This window comes from Bacillus sp. ISL-75, assembly GCF_018613095.1.
In genome coordinates this window covers 14,759-32,915 of record NZ_JAGGQX010000042.1, presented here as the reverse complement: position 1 = coordinate 32,915, position 18,157 = coordinate 14,759, and the positions used below count along the sequence as shown (strand labels likewise).

Below are 18,157 nucleotides of genomic sequence, written 5' to 3'. Positions count from 1 at the left end.
AATCAATCCTCCAGTTTTTTGATTAGATCATTGTACGTATAGAATGTATCAGGGTATATTGTTTGATTCTTTTTTAATAAAAACATGATCGTATTTTGAATGGCCTTAATTAGTGCTTTATCTAAATTTTCTTTAGCCATATCTCGTACCTCTTCCACACCTGGAAAATGACGGCCTGGTTCAATGTAATCGGCTAAATAAATAATTTTATCCAGTAAAGTCATTCCTGGTCTTCCCGATGTATGATAACGGATTGCTTCCAAAACTTCACGGTCGCTGATGTCCGCTTCTTTTTCCACCAAGTAGGCCCCTGCAGGTGCATGCCACAATTCCGAATTAAATTCAAGCAAATCCTGCGGAAATCCTTGGCCAGTAATAATTTCCTTCATTTCGTCTTTTGGACGAAATTTGGCATAATCATGAAATATCGCAGCTAATTCCGCTTTTTGTTCATTGCCGCCATATTGCTTTGCAAGTGCTATTGCTGTCTCCATTACTCCCAAAGTATGTTGATAGCGATGATCGGTTAATTGTTCCTTTACAAGCTTTAACGCCTCTTCACGTTCCATATAAATGCTTCTCCTCGATATATTGAACGACCGGATCAGGCAGTAGATAACGAACGGTCTTTCCGTTTTTCACCCTATCTCTAATCATACTAGATGAAACATCCAGTGCCGGAACATCTACATAAAGGATAGGGTAGTCTGTCTGACTACTATATGCCGGTCTTTCAACTCCAACAAATTGGACAAGTTTAATAAGTTCGTCAATTTTATGCCATTTCGGCAGATATTCAATCATATCCGCCCCAATAATAAAGAAAAACTGATGATCTGGAAACTGGTCATTAATCATTTTCATGGTATCAACTGTATAAGAAGGGCCTTGCCTATGAAGTTCAATCGTTTCCACTCGAAAAGCAGCATTTCCACCGATTGCTAATTCCAGCATTTGCAGGCGATCTTCGTTTTTAATCGATTCTGATTTTCTCTTATGGGGAGGCTCTTGGTTTGGCATAAACCAAATTTCATCAAGCTGAAGAGTGGAAAGAACCTCATTTGCAATTAAAAGATGTCCATAATGCGGAGGATCAAAGGTTCCTCCCAATATTCCCACCTTCAACATGCGATCGTCTCCTTATACATTCAATTATGGAAGTTTAATTGTTTTCTTTTCCACAGACTCTTTATAAAGGACAATGGTATTTCCGATAAGTTGAACAATTTCTGCACCCGTACCTTCAGCTAACTGCTCAGCAACGGCCGCTTTGTCTTCTTCACAATTTTGCAAAATGCTGACTTTAAATAGCTCTCTTGCTTCGAGTGCATCAGCAACTTGTTTAATCATATTTTCGTTTACTCCACCTTTACCTACTTGAAATATCGGATCTAGGTGGTGCGCCTTTGAACGTAAAAAACTTTTTTGCTTACCTGTTAACATGTTCTTCCTCCTAATTGTTTTAACACATTATCTCTCATTCTTTCCACATCAGGGAAAATTCCCGTCCATTTTTCAAAAGCAAGTGCTCCCTGATATACAAACATATCTATCCCGTTTTGGATGCTTGCTCCATTAAGACGCGCTTCTTGTAAAAATTGCGTTTCAAGCGGATTGTATATGATATCACAAAAGACGGTTTGATTCTTTATTTTATTTAGTGGGAATGGCTGCTCATTAATTTTTGGGGACATGCCAATCAGTGTCGTTTGAATAACTAAATCATATTCCCCTAATGATTCACTTGCCTCTTCAAACGAACAAGCACTAGAAAAAACTGAATAAGGACATTCTTTGATTAGTTCCCAGGCTTTCTCTATCGTGCGATTGGCAATGTTCAAGACGAGCGGGTTTTCCTTTGCCAAAGTTAAATAGATGGCTCTCGCAGCCCCGCCTGCTCCAATAATCAGAACCTTTTGGTCTGTTATTTTAGGCAGAAAAGCATTTAAGCCTTTTAGAAAACCAGGGCCATCTGTGTTATAGCCAATTAGTTGACCGTTTTCATTTACAACGGTATTCACCGCCCCGATGTTCGCTGCCAATTCATCTATGCCATCCAGAAAGGGAATAATTTTACTTTTATGTGGAACAGTTACATTAAATCCACTGACGCCCAGCGCTTTTAATCCCTTGACAGCATCATGTAAATCCACTTCCTTAACTTGAAATGGCAGATAGGCTGCATCGATGTTATAAAATGAAAATAAATCATTGATCATAACCGGAGACATACTATGTCCGATTGGATTCCCCAAAACAGCAAATAATTTCTTCATCTGAATTCCCCCCACCCAGATCAGCAAATGAAAACCTGACCTTAAAGATATCTATTTATATTAAGGATTTTCGAATTAATGCTTGTACACCTTTTGGTACATAGGCCGCTACTTTTGCACCCGCCTCATTTACGGTAATCCAACCAAGTCCTGAGAAAACGATATCCGTTTTTGCTTCTTTCACAATAAATTCCTGTTTCACAAGCTCAGGAAAAGATTCTAATTGTTCCATACGAGGCGGTGTCAGCATTTCCCCCACATGCTTTTCGTAGAGTTCGTCCGCATTCTCGATTTTGGTCCTGTGAATATTCAATTCATTGGAAACATAACAAACAAAGGATCTTCGGCCGCCACTAATATAATCAAAGCGGGCCAAGCCGCCAAAGAATAAGGTCTGTCCTTCATTCAATTGAAACACTTTTGGCTTGATTTCTTTTTTGGGGGTGATAATTTTTAAATCCCTCTTATCAACATAATGCGCCATTTGATGATGGTTGATAATACCTGGCGAATCAATTAATGATTTTTCATCATCAAGTGGAATTTTGATAATATCCAACGTCGTTCCCGGAAAATGGGAGGTGGTAATAACATCGGATTCTCCTGTTACTTCTTTAATGATTCGATTGATAAACGTAGATTTCCCAACATTAGTACACCCAACCACATAGACGTCTTTACCATTTCGGTGTTCATCAATGGCCGCCGCCGTTTCCTTAACAAATAAGCCTTTCGCAGCACTTACAAGGAATACATCTTCTGGCTTTAAGCCCAGTTCTTTGGCTTCATGCTTCATCCAGTGAATTAGCTTACTATGCTTCACAGATTTAGGCAATAAATCTACCTTATTTCCAACAAGAAGCACTTTATTGCTTCCTACAAAACGGTGTAAACCTGGAAGCCAGCTGCCATTAAAATCAAAAATGTCAACAATCATCACGATTAAGGCATCTGACTTTCCCATTTCATTTAATATTTTTAAAAAATCATCGTCGGTTAAGCTAACATCCTGAACCTCATTATAGTGCTTAAGACGAAAACATCGCTGGCAAATAATCATTTCTTTTTCCAAGGCCGATGTTGGGGCGTATCCTAGTTCCTCTGGGTTTTCTGTTTGGACCTTTACTCCACAACCCATACAAATATGTTGATGTTCACTCACACATTAATCCTCCCATTGAAGCATACCTTTTTTTCGAAACCAATTTAAAATTCTTCTCTCGGCAAAGCGGTTAAATTTTGTAAAAAATCCGTCAGTCTGTGCAACAGGGACAACCAGGATCGTATGAAAACCACCCCGGTTCCCGCCAAGTACATCTGTCAGTAACTGATCTCCAATTACCACTGCCTCTTCTTTTTTAATTCCCATTTGTGAAATGGCCTTGTGAAAGGCAATGGCAAACGGCTTCCTAGCTCTAAAAATAAAGGGGATTTTTAAAGGATCAGAAAAGGCTTTGACACGTTCTTCATTATTATTAGAAACAATTGTCACGAGGATATTATGTTTTCGAATTTCATCAAACCATTTGATTAATTGAGGAGTGGCATTGGGGCGATCCCATTCCACTAACGTATTATCCAAATCAGTAATGATCCCCTTAATCCCTTTTGCATTCAACTGTTCAGCGGATATATCAAGAATGCTTTTAACATGTTCATTCGGTAAAAATTGTTTTAGCACTAAGCTTACACCTCATTGAATTCCAAATATAATCGTTCAATATTTTTTTCTTGTACAATCATAACCAATTTTAACCTTTGTTTCAAAGATTAAATGTAATTTGTTTATAGTCTTATTATTCATCAAAAACTGATAATACATGATTTTTAAATTTGATTACTCGCTCTAAGAGAGACTAAATCTTTCAAAAATAGGATGTGATTAAAAAAATGAAAAATATTTTTCGACAAATATCTTCATTTCACACAATTGTGGATAAAGTTATTAACATTATACCCATTGAATCATACACTTTTCATCATTTTATAAACAAAGTAATCACAAGTTATCCACCAGAACCTGTGGATAGTTAGAACGATTGTTCTATAGGAATAAATTTGGTAGATTTAGGGTACACCAATTGAACATACCATTTTATGTTTTTGATTCATATATTAGAACAATTTATTTTCAAGTCGGAGGTGGATTCTGCCGTGCGGAAACTGTCAGATGAATTATTAATTGAGTCATATTTTAAAGCAAGAGAATTAAACTTAAGCCCTGATTTTATTGGACTTATTGAGTCAGAAATGCTCAGACGCTCCTTATACCATAAAATAAAAATGTCATCATAAAATTAGCAATAGCCCTATTAGGGCTTTTCTTTTTGTCTAGCCTCAAGCCCAAGTCTCTGAGGATGTTTTTCGTTACTGATTTCTCAAAACCCCAAGTTTTTCTCCAACCTTAATGTCCTTAGGTGTCTGAACGTTTGAATCCATTTGAAAAATATCTTTTTCGAATAACAGGACTACGGTCGAACCAAAACTAAAATAAGCCATTTCGCCGCCCTTCACTAATTCTGATCCCTTGTGTGTGGTTTCAATTGAATTAACAAACATAGCCCCTACCTTCACGATTGCAACATGCCCATAATCCGTTTTCACTTCAGTTATAACTCGAAAATTCTTGGCGAGTGTTCTAACCCCATATTTTAGCCCCAGCTTATTGACTGGATATGATTTTGAACCAAGCGTCCATTGTTTGGTGACGATTCCATTGACAGGGCTGTGAATACGATGATAATGACTTGGACTTAAATAAAGAATCATGTATGTACCATTTAAATACTTGGTTAACAGTTGTTGATTTCCCAGCATTTCTTCAATTGAATACGTCTTTCCTTTGACATGAATATCACTCGTCTCTTTAATCGGACCCACATCTTCGATAACCGCATCCACCGGACTGACAACTGAATTCTCACCTTTATCAATTTCTCTTGCATCCTTTTTCAATGTCCTGACAAATAAATCATGAAGAGTAGGGTACTCTGACAAGCCCTTCTCCATTTCTTCTTGATTTAAATGATAAATCTTTGCAAAGGATGGTACCACGAAACGACTGACATGTGAACGAGCAAACCTTCTTAAAATTCCTGATGTCCACCTTCCATTTGTTAACTCAATCAATAGACGATAAAAGCCCTGGATCATCTAACTACCCCCAAATAGTGTAAAAATACTCTTTACGAAAAGACATAAAACGCTTAAAATTAAATAATATATAGAATGAATGTAAGAAATTGATTTACCTTCCGGCTTGTAAGAAAGGAGTGGTGTGGAGCATGTTTTTATTAGACGTACTAGATCAAACAATAAAAAAACTTAAATCACAAACAGCTAATGTTATCACTTTAACAAACTTATCATTGGGCGGTTTTGCCATTGTATTCGGTCTTCATGGGAATTTGAGATTAAGCCTGCTGTTAATTTTTATTGCCGCATTGGCCGATCGTTTTGACGGCATGATTGCAAGAAAATTTAATATTGAATCCGAGTTAGGAAAACAATTGGATTCCATGAGTGATATTATATCATTTGGCGTGGCACCTGCACTATTACTATATCAAGGAATTTTACATGAATTTGGCGGACCGGGTTCATTTTTTACGGTTTTCTACATCGGTTGTGGCGCCTTCAGATTAGCACGCTTCAATATAACGGAAAGCAATGGCTATTTTACTGGTCTACCAATTACAGCAGCAGGATGCTTGGCAACCTTAAGCTTTTTAGCCATTCCCTATATCCCTTCCCAAACATTCTTATTTATCATCATCATTCTATCATTCCTAATGGTCAGTCCATTTAAACTGAAAAAAGTATAGAAATAGCAAGAAAGCATCAATCAGTCCATGGTTGATGCTTTTTTTCACAAAAAAATTCCTACTTAAATAAAAAAGTTTATGGACAGACACAATTTCCCTTTTCCTTCATAGGAATTAATAATAGGCGAATAAGCCAAAAAAGACGGGGGTAGATGTGGATGTCTGGAATCTTAACAGCTCTCGGATATTTAATGAAGGAATTCTTATTTCTTGTTTCCTATGTAAAAAATAATGCCTTTCCTCAACCCCTATCTGCCGCAGAAGAAAGAAAATATCTTCGATTGATGGCAGAGGGAGATTCCCATGCGCGCAATATGTTAATTGAACACAACCTAAGATTGGTCGCGCATATAGTAAAAAAATTCGAAAACACTGGGGAGGATTCGGAAGATTTAATATCAATTGGAACCATTGGGTTAATTAAAGCGATTGAGAGTTACTCCGAGGGGAAAGGAACAAAGCTCGCCACCTATGCCGCACGTTGTATTGAGAATGAAATTTTAATGCATTTACGAGCTCTTAAGAAAACAAAAAAAGATGTTTCCTTGCATGATCCAATTGGTCAAGATAAGGAAGGAAACGAAATATCATTAATCGATGTGCTTAAATCAGAATCAGAAGATGTGATTGATACGATTCAGCTGAACATGGAGCTGGAGAAAGTGAAAAAATATATTGAAGTGCTGGATGACCGAGAAAAGGAAGTAATCATCGGGCGATTTGGTCTTGACCTACAAAAAGAAAAAACACAACGGGAGATTGCCAAAGAATTAGGAATATCACGAAGTTATGTTTCAAGGATTGAAAAACGCGCCTTAATGAAAATGTTCCATGAATTCTATCGAGCCGAAAAAGAGAAGAAGAAAAAGTAGAAAAGCGGAAGCGCCCGTTTAGCGGCGTATGGACTGGAGCGCTTCGACTGAGATAAAGGAAACACGGAGAGCGTAGCGATCCGATGTTGACTTATCGTAGGGAGAAGAGCGAAGTCCACTAGCCGCTGGGCGCTGGAGCTAGACAGTTATCTAAGTTCAAAATTTTATATTTTTAATTTTAAGCAAAAAAAACAGAGCTAAAGTTTATTTCAGCTCTGTTTTTCCATTTTGTAAAGGATTATTCCACTTCATTCCACCATCAATAGATTCATATACATCATTCTTATAAGTAGTGAAGGCTATTTGGTTCGGATCTCTTGGATTAATCGCTAAATAAGTAATTGGATTATCATAATCAAGGAATGGGAAAGCGATATTCTTTTGTTCTCCAGTTGCAGGATTGATTGTTTTTAATAGTACTTTTTCGTTTTCCACACTTGAAAATAAAATCGAGTCTCCACTAAATGTAAGTGCAGTAACCATAAATGGATCTGTAATTTGCTTCATGGTGTTCCCATTGTCGGTCGAATAAAAAATACCAGACCTTGTCGACATCGCGATGATATTGCCATTTTTCGGATGAACCGCGATCATCCCAAATGAATCCGCGTTAAAATCCTTTAATGCACTTTTTTTCCACGTCGCTCCATTATCCAGAGAATAATTCACGCCTTGACCCAATTTTCCATTAGGTTCTTCGTTAATTACATAAAGACCTTTTCCTGAAAAACTCGCACCCACGAAATGGAACAGCGACTGATTATAAAAGGATAATTTCTTGAGGGTTTGTCCTTTATCAACACTCTGAATTATACCGAGTGGGTCCTTAAGACCCGATCCTTTTTGAGGTTGACCACTTGCGATAAAACCAGCACTTATCGCTTGAAAGCCAAAGTAATCATGTTGGTTCGTTGTTGTTTCATACCATTCAGAACCATTATACATTTTTAGGCCGTTATCTGTAGCTACGTACAAAGCAAAATCATTTCCTGGATAGCCAATACCAAGAATCTGACCTACTTTTAATGATTTCGCCTGGATAATATCAAAGTTTACTTTTGCTATCTTTTCCTTTTCAGGTTTCTGTTCTTGGCTTTTATTTGTGCAGCCTGAGGACAAAATCAGCATGATTCCTGTCAAAATAGCAAGATAGACTTTCATTGTAATCTTCACTTTTTTCCCTCCATATTAAACTATGAGGTATTCATTTATGAATCCTTATCCATCCACTTATACCCCAGTCCCCATACGGTTGTCAAATAGTGGTCAACAGGAAATCCCGTTTTCCGTAATTTATCCCGTAAATTCCGAACATGGGAATCAATCGTCCGGTCTTCTGTTGGAGCGGCATAGCCCCATATCGTCGTCAATAGATGTTCCCGGGTAAACACTTTGTTATGATTCTTTAGTAAAAGCGCTAATAAAGAAAATTCCTTTGGTGTGACAGGTATATGCTGATTCTTGTATGAAACATCAAAAGAATCCTCGTTTAATGAAAGACCATTAAAGTCAATGAATGCTGGATGACCTGTTTGTCTTCTTAAGACAGCGTCGATACGAGCAGTTAACTCCTCTTCGTCGAATGGTTTAGAAATATAATCATCAGCACCCATTTTTAGGCCTTTAACAATATCATTTTTTTCACTGCGTGCGGTTAGCATAATGATCGGGATGTCCCAGTTTTTTCGAATCTCCATACACGCTTCCCACCCGTCCATTTCGGGCATCATAACATCTAACAAGATTATATCTGCTTTCCCCTTTTCCAAGTAACAAATTGCCTTGAGAGCGGAAGACATTTTAATGCAGTTATACCCTTTGGGAGTTAAATAAAGAGAAAGTAAATCTAACATTCTTGTTTCATCATCAACGAGCAGTATTTTTTTCACTAGTTTCCTCTCCCGCATATTAAATCTAGAATTAAATTATACTACATACGGTTGAAAAACAAATTTGAAGATTAGGTGAATTACTTTTTTATTCCCTTTTGCATCCCATCCTTCGGGAAGCGTAATGTATAGAATTTTTAGAAAAATAACTATATAATAATGAAAGTACATAAATAAAGGAGGTATATAGAATGACAGCCACTCCATATTCGGATGTGTGGGACCTGGAAATAATTTTTAAAGGCGGCAGTGACTCCAAAGAATTTGCAGACCACTTAACTCTTACTTCAGAGTTAATTGATCTTTTCCAAGCAAAAGCTAGCAGTTGGACTCCACTCAATACAACCGAGGATTCAAAATTCCTACAAGAGTTACTTGAAGACTTTGAGCATGCCGCCAAAAAGCTTCGTCAAGCCGGTGCCTTTGTTGGATGTTTGCAGGCACAAAATACCGAAGACAAGAAAGCATATAACCTGGAAGCAAGAGTGACCAGTTTAAGTGCTGCTTTCCAAACTGCTCTTAGTAGATTTGATAGCTTATTAACAACAATCAACGATGACGTTTGGGTACAGTTGTTAGCAGATGAAAAACTCAAAGTGCTCTCTTACATATTAAATGAACGACGCGATCGTGCAAAAGATAAGCTCTCTAAAGAAGAAGAAGCTATTATCAGCGCCCTTGGTGTGGACGGTTACCATAGCTGGGGTCAACTGTATGATTTAATCGTTGGAAAAATTAAAATCTCGTTTAACGAAAATGGCAAAGAGAAACTACTCTCTGTCGGGCAGGCTTTCAACAAATTTTCCAGCCCAGACAGGGAAATTCGAAAAGCTATTTTTGAAAATTGGGAAAAAGCTTGGGGAGATCAAGCAGACATCTTGGCTAAAACACTTAATCATCTTTCTGGTTTCCGTTTAAGTGTCTACAAAAAGCGTGGCTGGGAGGATGTTTTGAAGGAACCGCTTAGTATTAACCGCATGGATAAGAGAACGCTGGAAACAATGTGGACAGTTATTTCGGAAAATAAACAAATGCTGGTTAAATACCTAGAGCGTAAAGCTACGCTGTTAGGACTTGAAAAATTAAGTTGGTATGATTTAGATGCTCCATATGGAAAAACAGCCTCAAAGGTTTCTTATCAAGAAGGTGCTGAATTTATCGAACAGAACTTTGCTATCTTTGGTGAGAAAATGGCTTCATTTGCCCAGAAGGCGTTTAAAGAACAATGGATCGAAGGAGAAGATCGCCCTGGAAAAGCACCTGGCGGCTTTTGTACTTTCTTCCCTGAAAGTAATCAATCCCGTATTTTCATGACTTATTCAGGCACTCCATCTAACGTCTCAACCCTTGCACATGAATTGGGACACGGATTCCATACATTCGCAATGAAGGGTGTTCATCATCTCAATCGCAATTATGCGATGAACGTTGCTGAAACCGCCTCAACCTTTGCCGAAATGATTGTAGCTGACGCGGCAGTGAAGAATGCGAAGGACGAAGAAGAAAAGCTCGTTTTATTAGATGATAAAATTCAAAGAACGGTTGCGCTATTAATGAATATACATGCCCGTTTCTTGTTTGAAACGCGTTTTTATGAAGAAAGAAAGCAAGGTCCTGTTGCAGTGGAACGGTTGAATGAATTGATGCTTGCCGCACAAAAAGAGGCATATAGCAATGCTTTGGAAGAATATCATCCGTTATTCTGGGCTTCGAAGCTCCACTTCTTTATAACAAATGTTCCATTCTATAACTTCCCATATACATTTGGTTATCTTTTTTCACTTGGTATCTATGCTCAGGCTCTTGAGGAAGGCAGGGGTTATGAAGATAAGTACATTGCCTTGTTAAAGGATACAGCCTCAATGTCGGTCGAGGACCTAGCGCAGAAACATTTACAAGTAGATTTGACGCAACCGGACTTTTGGGAGAAGGCAGTCCGTATTTGTCTTGATGATATTGATGAATTCCTGGCTTTAACTGAAGATAAATAAGATGAAAAAATAAAGCATCGACCGATTATTTTGGTCGATGCTTCTTAATTATTCCGCACTAAGTTCAGCTGAAATAACGCAGCTGATTGCCGCAGTAATGACGATAGCCATCACAACCATGAACATACTCTCCACCCCTTAGATAGATCCTGTTCTTTCTAATTTGAATTTATCATATTTTCACAGAAACTAGCTTAAGGAAATGTGGAGATTTTGTTAACAAACACTTACGGTTATTAGCAATTCGATTTCAATATGATATCATTATGACCCTTTTTCTTTGGTATAAAGAATAGCGACAATAATAAGATATGCAGCGGCATGATTGTTACCTCCTAATTTTTATGACTAGCTAGGTGGTATCCTTCGAAACCCAGAGACTAGCGCCACGACCTTGCATTAGTAAAAACAACATAGTTAAAACCACCTTTCTTATCAGCAAATTTTTTTCTAATTACATCCCACGGTACATAGATGCTTGACGGTCTTTGTTTTGTTCGTAGAGCTTCTCAACCATTTCTTGATGAATAGCTTCTTCCGTGCTTACTTTTCGTTTCTTAATTGTAATTGAAATGAAGAATATATTTAGAGTCATGTCTTACCACCTCCTTAAGAATATTTAGTGTTGAACTCCAGCAACATTTCAACATATGCAATGCATATCCCTTGTGCTCGTAAAAAGGGCACAAAAAGGCCGCAGAAGAGTATCCCTGCGGCGCTGGTTTTTTAGGCACAAAAATACCGCAAGGCGTCATTCTCCCTGCGGCATGGATATGTATAGCAACTTAATTTAAAAAATTAAGCAATCCATTCCAGACTGGTCGAATGTTTGATATTCATATTCAATTGTTACGTTCATTCCAGCTGCTGATACCATACCGTTTAACGCAATCGCTCCAGTTAATGTAAACATCATTTTCCTCGACCTCCTTTTTGGAATTTTTTACTTACTACGGTAATTATATCCATACACAAATACTTTGTAAACCTTTTTGTGGAAACTTTTTTTAAATTAAATCAAAAGCCTAAAAAGGTGTCAGGCACCATGTGAATTTTTCACATGGTGCCTGACACCCAATCATTTTAATGCATTCTCTAGGTCTTCAATAAGGTCTTCTACGTCTTCTAGGCCTACTGAGATTCTTACTAGGCCATCGGTAATCCCTAGTTCAGTTCGGCGCTCTGCTGGAATTGACGCATGGGTCATCCTTGCTGGTACTGAGATTAAGCTTTCAACTGCTCCAAGGCTTTCTGCCAAGGTAAAATATTTCACTTTACTAAGTAATTTGTCTGCATTATCAGCACTCCCGACATCAAACGAAACCATTCCGCCAAACCCTCTTGTTTGTTTTTTAGCGATCTGATGATTGGGATGAGTTTCAATTCCAGGGTAGTAAACTTTTTTTACATTTGTGTGCCCTTGTAGGAATTCAACAATTGCTTTTGTATTTGCTTCCATCTCTTCTAAGCGAATTCCGAGTGTTCTAATTCCGCGAATTAACAGCCATGAATCTTGCGGTCCCAAGATCCCACCGGTAGAATTTTGCACAAAATGGAGCTCCTCAGCAAGCTTTTCACTATTTACCACAGCTAAACCTGCGACCACATCACTGTGCCCGCCAAGGTATTTTGTGGCACTATGCAAGACAATATCCGCCCCAAGTTCGATAGGGTTTTGCCAATATGGCGTCGAAAACGTGTTATCAACAATAGTTAAAAGATTATGTTCTTTCGCAAGCTTTGCGACAGCTTCAATGTCAGTAATCTTTAGAAGCGGGTTTGTAGGTGTTTCTAAATGAATGGCTCTTGTATTTGGTCGAATCGCGCTTAATATCGTTTCAGATTTACTTGTATCCACAAAGGTAGAGTCAATTCCCAATCGATTCAATACTTTCGTCATTACCCGAAATGAGCCGCCGTAAACATCATCAGTTAAGATCACATGATCCCCACTGTTAAACAGCATCATCACAGCTGTCATGGCTGCCATTCCAGAACCAAAGGCAAATCCAGCTTTGCCTCCTTCAAGCTCTTTGATCAATTCCTCAAGCGCATGTCTGGTCGGATTTCCTGTTCGTGAATATTCGAAGCCTTTATGTCCGCCGACACCTTCTTGCTTAAATGTACTCACTTGATAAATAGGAAAGGTAACTGCACCAGTAGCTGGATCGTTACTAATTCCTCCATGAATAAGTTGCGTTTTTCTTTTCATGCTAAATCCCTCCTTCAAAAATCTTCTTACTTAAGTAACGCTCACTGCCGTCTGGAAAAATAACCACAATATTTGTTCCAGGCATTGCCTTTTCTGCCTCTTTAAGTGCAGCATAAAAAGCTGCCCCAGAAGAACTGCCGACTAGAAGTCCTTCCTTTACAACTAATTCCTTTACATGGTTGAAGGCTGTCACATCCGGAACAGTATGGATTGCATCAAAGTAGTCCGGGTCCATATACCCTGGCAAGAATTCCATTCCGATGCCTTCGGTCCGATGCGGACCAGATTCCCCGCCATTTAGGATCGATCCTTCCGGTTCAACGATAACCGTTTTAACTGCTTTTTTATGCTCCTTTAAATACCGAGCAGTCCCCATAAATGTTCCGCCTGTACCTGCGCCAGCAACAAAGATATCAATTTGACCGTCCATTTGATCCCAGAGTTCAGGGCCAAGCGTTTTATAATACGTAGCGGGGTTAGCAGGGTTGGCAAATTGCTGGGGGCAATAAGACCCTGGAATTTCTTTTAGAAGCTCCTCAGCCTTTGCAATCGCGCCCTTCATCCCCATTTCTGTTGGCGTGTGAACGATTTTGGCCCCTAGTGCTTTCATCAGCTCTTGCTTTTCGATACTAAACTTTTCAGGAACACATAATATTACTTGAATTCCTTTGTTTATAGCCGCAAGCGCTAGGCCAATCCCGGTATTCCCTGCCGTTGGCTCAATAACTGTTCCGCCCGCCTGCAATTTCCCACTTGAAAAAGCTTCGTTTAACAGTTCGATCCCAAGGCGGTCTTTTACACTGCCTCCAGGGTTCATAAATTCTAGTTTTGCAAAAATACGAACTCCCTCAGACAAAGGAAATTGTGTAATCTCGACAATAGGTGTATGCCCAATTAGTTCATGTACATTTTTGTAAACCTTCATTTTTCCACCTCTACTAACTATCGTAAAGCTGCCACCATTTTCATAACTAATGTCGCAGAATTAGTTGCCGCTTTATCGATAAATTGGTCAAAAGAAACCTCAGATTCTTTTCCAGCAATATCAGAAAGTGAGCGAATAATGACAAAAGGTACGCCAAAACGGTGAGCCACTTGTGCGATTGCTGCTGCTTCCATTTCGACAGCTTGCAGGTCATGAAATTTTGACCGGACAAAATCGACACGGACAGGGTCCTCCATAAAAGAATCTCCAGTGACAATTAGGCCTTTGACAATTTGGAAGTTTTCAAGTTCTGATGCTGCTTCTTCTGCGACTGTAATTAATTTTTCGTCCGCTAAAAAGGCAGCTGGCAACTGCGGAACCTGGCCATATTCATAACCAAAAGCAGTTACATCTACATCATGATGGCGAACCTCCGTTGAAATAACGGCATCACCTACATTTAGTGCAGGATTAAAGCCACCAGCAGACCCTGTATTGATGATGCAATCAGGCTTATATTTTTCAAGCAGAATAGTAGATGACATGGCAGCGTTGACCTTACCAATTCCAGAACGAAGCAGAATGACATCCACTCCATGCATTTTTCCAAAGGTAAATTCACAGCCTGCTATAGTTTCCTGTGTTTGATTGTCGATATTGTCTCTAAGTAAAGTTACTTCTTCTTCCATTGCTCCAATGATTGCTATTTTCATACTGTGACCTCTTTCTTGTATTCATAATTATTATCAGATTTACTGCTTATAATCTTCCTCGGAACCATACATTGTATCCGCAAACACTATTCTACCGCTTTTGTAATGAGCATGCTACAATGTGCTGCACCTTCTTACATATTCACTCCTAATTGAATACATCAATCCTATGAGTATACTATGGGTTCGTGAAAAACCTGTTCCCAACTTATCATATTTTGCAAATTCGTCACTATTTTATTGTGAGATTGTCTCGAAATGTCTAAAATCACAAAAAACCTCTCGAGATTTCGAGAGGTTTTTTCAATATCGATTACTGATTTAATTCAGCCAGTTCTTCCACCTTGGTAGGTTTCCAACCTTGACCATCAACCCATTGGAGATATACATTAAACTTTTGCTGTTTATCTTTTGAAGCGACGGTGCCAAACGAGCCATTTGTGGTAGACCTATCTCTTCCCAGCCAATAAACGGTCATATTACCTTTGTCTAAACCAGTTGCATAAGAAATGGCATTTAACATTTCTTGCCAGTCAGCGGAAGACTCGTCATAAACTGGAGTATGCTCGCCTGTTTGCGAAGTACCAACAGGCTGCCAAGCTGGATTTTCGGTTGCTTTTATCACATTCGAATTGCCGTCTCCCTCTGTCACCACAGCCTGTGATTCATCTGCATCTTCCGGTGTCGTAGTATCCTCCGATGTGGAAGAATCCTCTGGTGTCGCAGCATCTTCACTTAGTTCTTCTTCTTCTGCAGCAGGATCAGTTACACTGTCATCGTCATTTGTAGTGACAGTTTCAGACTCTTTTTGTTCATCTTTATTTTCCTTTTGCTCTGTTTTTGTACTTTCCTTTTTTGGTGATGCATTGTCATTTCCAGTAGCAAAGATATTATATGCGACAAAAATAATTAGTAAGAGCACAACGATGATTAAACTATTTAAGACGATATTGGTCTTTTTTCTTTTCGAACGGTAACCTGAACGCGAATTAGAATTCAAATCATTAGTCAAATTAATTCCCTCCTAAAATAAAATACGGAAGCTCCCCTTGGTACAAGGAGCCAGACATTTATAGACTCTCAATATTCTAACATGATTTTATGAGAACTTGAAGGAAAAACCATTACCTATTGCATCCCCTTATCTTTTTCATACAGCATTTTAACAATATCAGCAAATAACAAATTTACCCCGCCCTCTGAATCTAGTACATCCAAATTCACTGCCACCAGTACATATTTGGGGTTCTCGTAAGGGAAATAACCGGCGAACCATTTATTATGCAACTGCCTGCCTGCTTCATATTTTCCTGTTTCAGCTGTGCCTGATTTTCCTGCTACCTCATAAGGCAAGTCCTTAAACCATCTTCCTGTGCCGTTCGGGTTCAAGACAACTTCCCGCAATAACTTTTGCAACTTCATCGCGGTATAGGGAGAAATGGTATCTCCTTTTAAGCTTTGCTCCGGAAAATTAACCATCGTCGTACCGTTTTTGTATTCAATTTTTGATACGGCCCTAACCATCTCTTTTTCACCACCTCTTGCGATCGTCGCCATCATATTAGCGACGGCTAGAGGGGTAGCCCGTACTTCATGTTGTCCAATTCCGGACATCGCGGCGAAATTAGCGTCCTTCCTAGCGTCCTCAGAAAGAAACACTCTTCCTTTATCCTCATCCGCGAGCTGTTTAAAATCATTCGTATGATAGATATCCCCCTGCCAGCCAACCGAACCGGTAAGTGACAATTTTTCTGCATAATCTTCTAAAAGATTGGGATTCATTTTTTGTAATTCACTAGCTAGCTCTCCAAAGGTACGATTACAACTCCTTGCAAAGCTATTCGTGAAATCCAACATTCCATAATTGTATTTTAACTCTGGTTTACCATTGATTTTCTTACTGCAATCAAATAGACGCTTCGGGTCATCAAGATTATGGTCTATGGCTGCAGCCGCTACAACCGTTTTGAAAACTGAGCCCATTATCTGTTGCTTCAACATCATATTTGTCATTCCAGCACCATTGTAGGGGTCATTTTTATTAATCGTTGGCCGCGAAACAAGTGACAACACGCTATTATCCTGAATATTAAGGAGAACCAAGCCCCCTTTTTTTATCTGATAGTGGTCAACTAAATTCTCCGCTTTTTGCTGAAGTGTCCTATCCAGGGTTGTCCGAATATTGACAGGATAAAACGGATTGGCCGGATCTACATATCTTACATTAATTCCAAAAAGCGGTGCACCACCGCCGTCAACATGATAAACCAGCTTTGATTTACCTTCAGGGAGCAGGAATTCATCAAAACTTTCCTCCAGCCCTGACACGCCAATTAAGGTTTTCTCCGACAATTCCTTACTCGGATATCGCTTCTTTAACTCTTTAGAATTTTCACCTGTCATCCCAAGCAACTGTTCCGCTGGTACTTGGGCACGTTCAAACTTTTTTTCTATCGCAAATACACCAGGTATTTTTAAGCTATTGATTCTTTCCATTTGTGAACTAGTAAGTTCATATGGTTCAGGGTCACCATAGGCAAAAGGCTTTTTCGCCCCTTCAACAGCCATTTTAAGGACAGTTACTGGTATTCCAGAAATACTTGAAACCTTGTCGGCCTCCCAATCCATTTTTTTCAAAAAGGGAAAAAGGACGAGAACTGCCACCTTTTTATGCGTGAGCATTGCACCATTTCGGTCAAGAAAGTTACCTCTGCCATTATCAATTACCAGTTCTTGAGTTCTTTGTTTGACACTTTCTTCGAGTAAATTTACGTTATGTTTAGAAAAGGTTTCTGTCTCAATTAACTGAATTTGCATTAAACGTACTAAAAGCAACAACAAACCTGTAATAGAAATAATAAGCCACCCAATGGCTCGTCTTCGCCACATAAAAAACACCTCGTCAAAAGTTTTGACGAGGTTTTCTTATTTCAAACAATATTCAAAAGAATAGTTATAATTTCGATTATTTAATGCTGACGATACGGACGCTCATTTCACCGCCGGGAGTTTGAACCGAAACTTGGTCGCCTACTTTTTTACCTAAAAGGCTTTTGGCGATTGGTGAATCGTTTGATATCTTCCCTTCAAATGGATCAGCTTCAGCGCTTCCAACAATGGAATACGTTTCTTCATCCCCATCTGGGAGCTCAACAAATGTAACGGAACTTCCTAATGTTACAGAGTCACTCGCCATAGCGGCCTCTGCAATAATCTTCGCATTGCGAACCATATTTTCTAAAGTTGTTATACGCCCTTCAACAAAAGCCTGTTCTTCTTTCGCAGAATCATACTCAGAGTTTTCAGATAAATCCCCGAAACTTCTTGCGATTTTTATTCTTTCAACCACTTCTTTACGTTTCACTGATTTTAAGTATTCAAGTTCTTGGACAAGTTTTTCTTTACCTGCTTGTGTCATTGGAAATACTTTCTCTGTTGCCAAAACCCTCACTCCT

21 protein-coding genes are annotated in these 18,157 nt (G+C 38.9%); 4 read left to right on the top strand and 17 right to left on the bottom strand.

Features of this window, described 5'->3' with window-relative positions; translation table 11 throughout:
- Nucleotides 1-2: 2 nt before the first annotated feature.
- Genes yqeK through J7E63_RS17660 form a run of 6 tightly spaced genes read right to left on the bottom strand, consistent with a single transcriptional unit; the run spans nucleotide 3 to nucleotide 3,957 of the window.
- On the bottom strand, nucleotides 3-569 hold the full coding sequence (yqeK, locus tag J7E63_RS17685) for a bis(5'-nucleosyl)-tetraphosphatase (symmetrical) YqeK (RefSeq protein WP_215014711.1): 567 nt from the start codon (nucleotides 567-569) through the stop codon (nucleotides 3-5).
- Nucleotides 559-1,128: a nicotinate-nucleotide adenylyltransferase gene (locus J7E63_RS17680; protein ID WP_215014709.1), complete on the bottom strand. Its 570-nt coding sequence runs from the start codon at nucleotides 1,126-1,128 to the stop codon at nucleotides 559-561. Before J7E63_RS17680 ends, yqeK begins: the two co-directional genes overlap by 11 nt.
- A 24-nt stretch (nucleotides 1,129-1,152) precedes the next feature.
- Nucleotides 1,153-1,443, bottom strand: coding sequence for a ribosome assembly RNA-binding protein YhbY (gene yhbY / locus J7E63_RS17675; RefSeq protein ID WP_088089051.1), 291 nt, complete (start codon nucleotides 1,441-1,443; stop codon nucleotides 1,153-1,155).
- A complete protein-coding gene (gene aroE, locus J7E63_RS17670; protein ID WP_168245140.1) occupies nucleotides 1,437-2,276 on the bottom strand; it encodes a shikimate dehydrogenase in 840 nt (279 codons plus the stop codon). Before aroE ends, yhbY begins: the two co-directional genes overlap by 7 nt.
- 55 nt (nucleotides 2,277-2,331) lie before the next feature.
- Entirely contained in the window at nucleotides 2,332-3,438 is a 1,107-nt protein-coding gene (gene yqeH, locus J7E63_RS17665; protein ID WP_214731574.1) for a ribosome biogenesis GTPase YqeH, read from the bottom strand.
- 3 nt (nucleotides 3,439-3,441) lie between these two features.
- On the bottom strand, nucleotides 3,442-3,957 hold the full coding sequence (locus J7E63_RS17660; RefSeq protein WP_168245142.1) for a YqeG family HAD IIIA-type phosphatase: 516 nt from the start codon (nucleotides 3,955-3,957) through the stop codon (nucleotides 3,442-3,444).
- A 473-nt stretch (nucleotides 3,958-4,430) separates the two neighbouring features.
- Between J7E63_RS17660 and J7E63_RS17655 the strand changes: the two genes are divergently transcribed.
- Nucleotides 4,431-4,571, top strand: a complete 141-nt coding sequence (locus tag J7E63_RS17655; protein WP_098259603.1) for a sporulation histidine kinase inhibitor Sda — start codon at nucleotides 4,431-4,433, stop codon at nucleotides 4,569-4,571.
- A gap of 72 nt (nucleotides 4,572-4,643) precedes the next feature.
- Here J7E63_RS17655 and J7E63_RS17650 read toward each other — a convergent pair whose 3' ends face one another.
- The gene (locus J7E63_RS17650) at nucleotides 4,644-5,429 is read right to left on the bottom strand and encodes a phosphatidylserine decarboxylase (RefSeq protein WP_215014705.1); all 786 of its coding nucleotides are present in this window, start codon (nucleotides 5,427-5,429) and stop codon (nucleotides 4,644-4,646) included.
- Between the two features lie 131 nt (nucleotides 5,430-5,560).
- On the opposite strand from J7E63_RS17650, the gene pssA reads away from it, so the two are divergent.
- Complete coding sequence (gene pssA / locus J7E63_RS17645) at nucleotides 5,561-6,100, top strand: CDP-diacylglycerol--serine O-phosphatidyltransferase (RefSeq protein ID WP_088089057.1); 540 nt, start codon at nucleotides 5,561-5,563, stop codon at nucleotides 6,098-6,100.
- Nucleotides 6,101-6,258: 158 nt separating this feature from the next.
- Nucleotides 6,259-6,972 (top strand): RNA polymerase sporulation sigma factor SigK, encoded by a 714-nt coding sequence (gene sigK / locus J7E63_RS17640; protein ID WP_066257756.1) that lies wholly within the window; start codon nucleotides 6,259-6,261, stop codon nucleotides 6,970-6,972.
- 204 nt (nucleotides 6,973-7,176) lie between these two features.
- On the opposite strand, the gene J7E63_RS17635 is transcribed toward sigK, so the two are convergent.
- Nucleotides 7,177-8,145, bottom strand: a complete 969-nt coding sequence (locus J7E63_RS17635; RefSeq protein ID WP_215014703.1) for a F510_1955 family glycosylhydrolase — start codon at nucleotides 8,143-8,145, stop codon at nucleotides 7,177-7,179.
- Between the two features lie 35 nt (nucleotides 8,146-8,180).
- Nucleotides 8,181-8,861, bottom strand: coding sequence for a response regulator transcription factor (locus J7E63_RS17630; RefSeq protein WP_215014701.1), 681 nt, complete (start codon nucleotides 8,859-8,861; stop codon nucleotides 8,181-8,183).
- A 191-nt stretch (nucleotides 8,862-9,052) separates the two neighbouring features.
- Here J7E63_RS17630 and J7E63_RS17625 point away from each other — a divergent pair, with 191 nt between their 5' ends.
- Nucleotides 9,053-10,852: a M3 family oligoendopeptidase gene (locus J7E63_RS17625; protein ID WP_215014700.1), complete on the top strand. Its 1,800-nt coding sequence runs from the start codon at nucleotides 9,053-9,055 to the stop codon at nucleotides 10,850-10,852.
- A gap of 454 nt (nucleotides 10,853-11,306) precedes the next feature.
- Here J7E63_RS17625 and J7E63_RS17620 read toward each other — a convergent pair whose 3' ends face one another.
- The 8 genes from J7E63_RS17620 to greA all read right to left on the bottom strand — a co-directional run bounded on the left by J7E63_RS17620 (nucleotide 11,307) and on the right by greA (nucleotide 18,144).
- A complete protein-coding gene (locus J7E63_RS17620; protein ID WP_215014698.1) occupies nucleotides 11,307-11,447 on the bottom strand; it encodes a YrzI family small protein in 141 nt (46 codons plus the stop codon).
- A 195-nt stretch (nucleotides 11,448-11,642) separates the two neighbouring features.
- Complete coding sequence (locus J7E63_RS30200) at nucleotides 11,643-11,768, bottom strand: hypothetical protein (RefSeq protein WP_285289947.1); 126 nt, start codon at nucleotides 11,766-11,768, stop codon at nucleotides 11,643-11,645.
- Nucleotides 11,769-11,930: 162 nt separating this feature from the next.
- Nucleotides 11,931-13,064, bottom strand: a complete 1,134-nt coding sequence (locus J7E63_RS17615) for a bifunctional cystathionine gamma-lyase/homocysteine desulfhydrase (RefSeq protein WP_215014696.1) — start codon at nucleotides 13,062-13,064, stop codon at nucleotides 11,931-11,933.
- Between the two features lies 1 nt (nucleotide 13,065).
- Complete coding sequence (locus J7E63_RS17610; protein WP_215014694.1) at nucleotides 13,066-13,989, bottom strand: PLP-dependent cysteine synthase family protein; 924 nt, start codon at nucleotides 13,987-13,989, stop codon at nucleotides 13,066-13,068.
- Nucleotides 13,990-14,006: 17 nt separating this feature from the next.
- Nucleotides 14,007-14,702 (bottom strand): 5'-methylthioadenosine/S-adenosylhomocysteine nucleosidase, encoded by a 696-nt coding sequence (gene mtnN, locus J7E63_RS17605; RefSeq protein WP_215014692.1) that lies wholly within the window; start codon nucleotides 14,700-14,702, stop codon nucleotides 14,007-14,009.
- A 313-nt stretch (nucleotides 14,703-15,015) separates the two neighbouring features.
- Nucleotides 15,016-15,714: a YrrS family protein gene (locus J7E63_RS17600; RefSeq protein ID WP_215014690.1), complete on the bottom strand. Its 699-nt coding sequence runs from the start codon at nucleotides 15,712-15,714 to the stop codon at nucleotides 15,016-15,018.
- Between the two features lie 116 nt (nucleotides 15,715-15,830).
- Complete coding sequence (locus tag J7E63_RS17595; protein ID WP_215014687.1) at nucleotides 15,831-17,591, bottom strand: peptidoglycan D,D-transpeptidase FtsI family protein; 1,761 nt, start codon at nucleotides 17,589-17,591, stop codon at nucleotides 15,831-15,833.
- 76 nt (nucleotides 17,592-17,667) lie between these two features.
- Entirely contained in the window at nucleotides 17,668-18,144 is a 477-nt protein-coding gene (greA, locus tag J7E63_RS17590; protein ID WP_098934406.1) for a transcription elongation factor GreA, read from the bottom strand.
- Nucleotides 18,145-18,157: the final 13 nt, after the last annotated feature.

Excerpts from the sequence above, each read along its gene's own strand:
- J7E63_RS17625 (WP_215014700.1), top strand. The coding sequence starts at position 9,053 with ATGACAGCCACTCCATATTCGGATGTGTGGGACCTGGAAATAATTTTT.
- yqeK (WP_215014711.1), bottom strand. The coding sequence starts at position 569 with ATGGAACGTGAAGAGGCGTTAAAGCTTGTAAAGGAACAATTAACCGAT.
- J7E63_RS17650 (WP_215014705.1), bottom strand. The coding sequence starts at position 5,429 with ATGATCCAGGGCTTTTATCGTCTATTGATTGAGTTAACAAATGGAAGG.
- J7E63_RS30200 (WP_285289947.1), bottom strand. The coding sequence starts at position 11,768 with ATGATGTTTACATTAACTGGAGCGATTGCGTTAAACGGTATGGTATCA.
- sigK (WP_066257756.1), top strand. The coding sequence starts at position 6,259 with ATGTCTGGAATCTTAACAGCTCTCGGATATTTAATGAAGGAATTCTTA.
- mtnN (WP_215014692.1), bottom strand. The coding sequence starts at position 14,702 with ATGAAAATAGCAATCATTGGAGCAATGGAAGAAGAAGTAACTTTACTT.
- pssA (WP_088089057.1), top strand. The coding sequence starts at position 5,561 with ATGTTTTTATTAGACGTACTAGATCAAACAATAAAAAAACTTAAATCA.
- J7E63_RS17610 (WP_215014694.1), bottom strand. The coding sequence starts at position 13,989 with ATGAAGGTTTACAAAAATGTACATGAACTAATTGGGCATACACCTATT.
- yhbY (WP_088089051.1), bottom strand. The coding sequence starts at position 1,443 with ATGTTAACAGGTAAGCAAAAAAGTTTTTTACGTTCAAAGGCGCACCAC.
- J7E63_RS17595 (WP_215014687.1), bottom strand. The coding sequence starts at position 17,591 with ATGTGGCGAAGACGAGCCATTGGGTGGCTTATTATTTCTATTACAGGT.
- J7E63_RS17680 (WP_215014709.1), bottom strand. The coding sequence starts at position 1,128 with ATGTTGAAGGTGGGAATATTGGGAGGAACCTTTGATCCTCCGCATTAT.
- J7E63_RS17615 (WP_215014696.1), bottom strand. The coding sequence starts at position 13,064 with ATGAAAAGAAAAACGCAACTTATTCATGGAGGAATTAGTAACGATCCA.
- aroE (WP_168245140.1), bottom strand. The coding sequence starts at position 2,276 with ATGAAGAAATTATTTGCTGTTTTGGGGAATCCAATCGGACATAGTATG.
- J7E63_RS17620 (WP_215014698.1), bottom strand. The coding sequence starts at position 11,447 with ATGACTCTAAATATATTCTTCATTTCAATTACAATTAAGAAACGAAAA.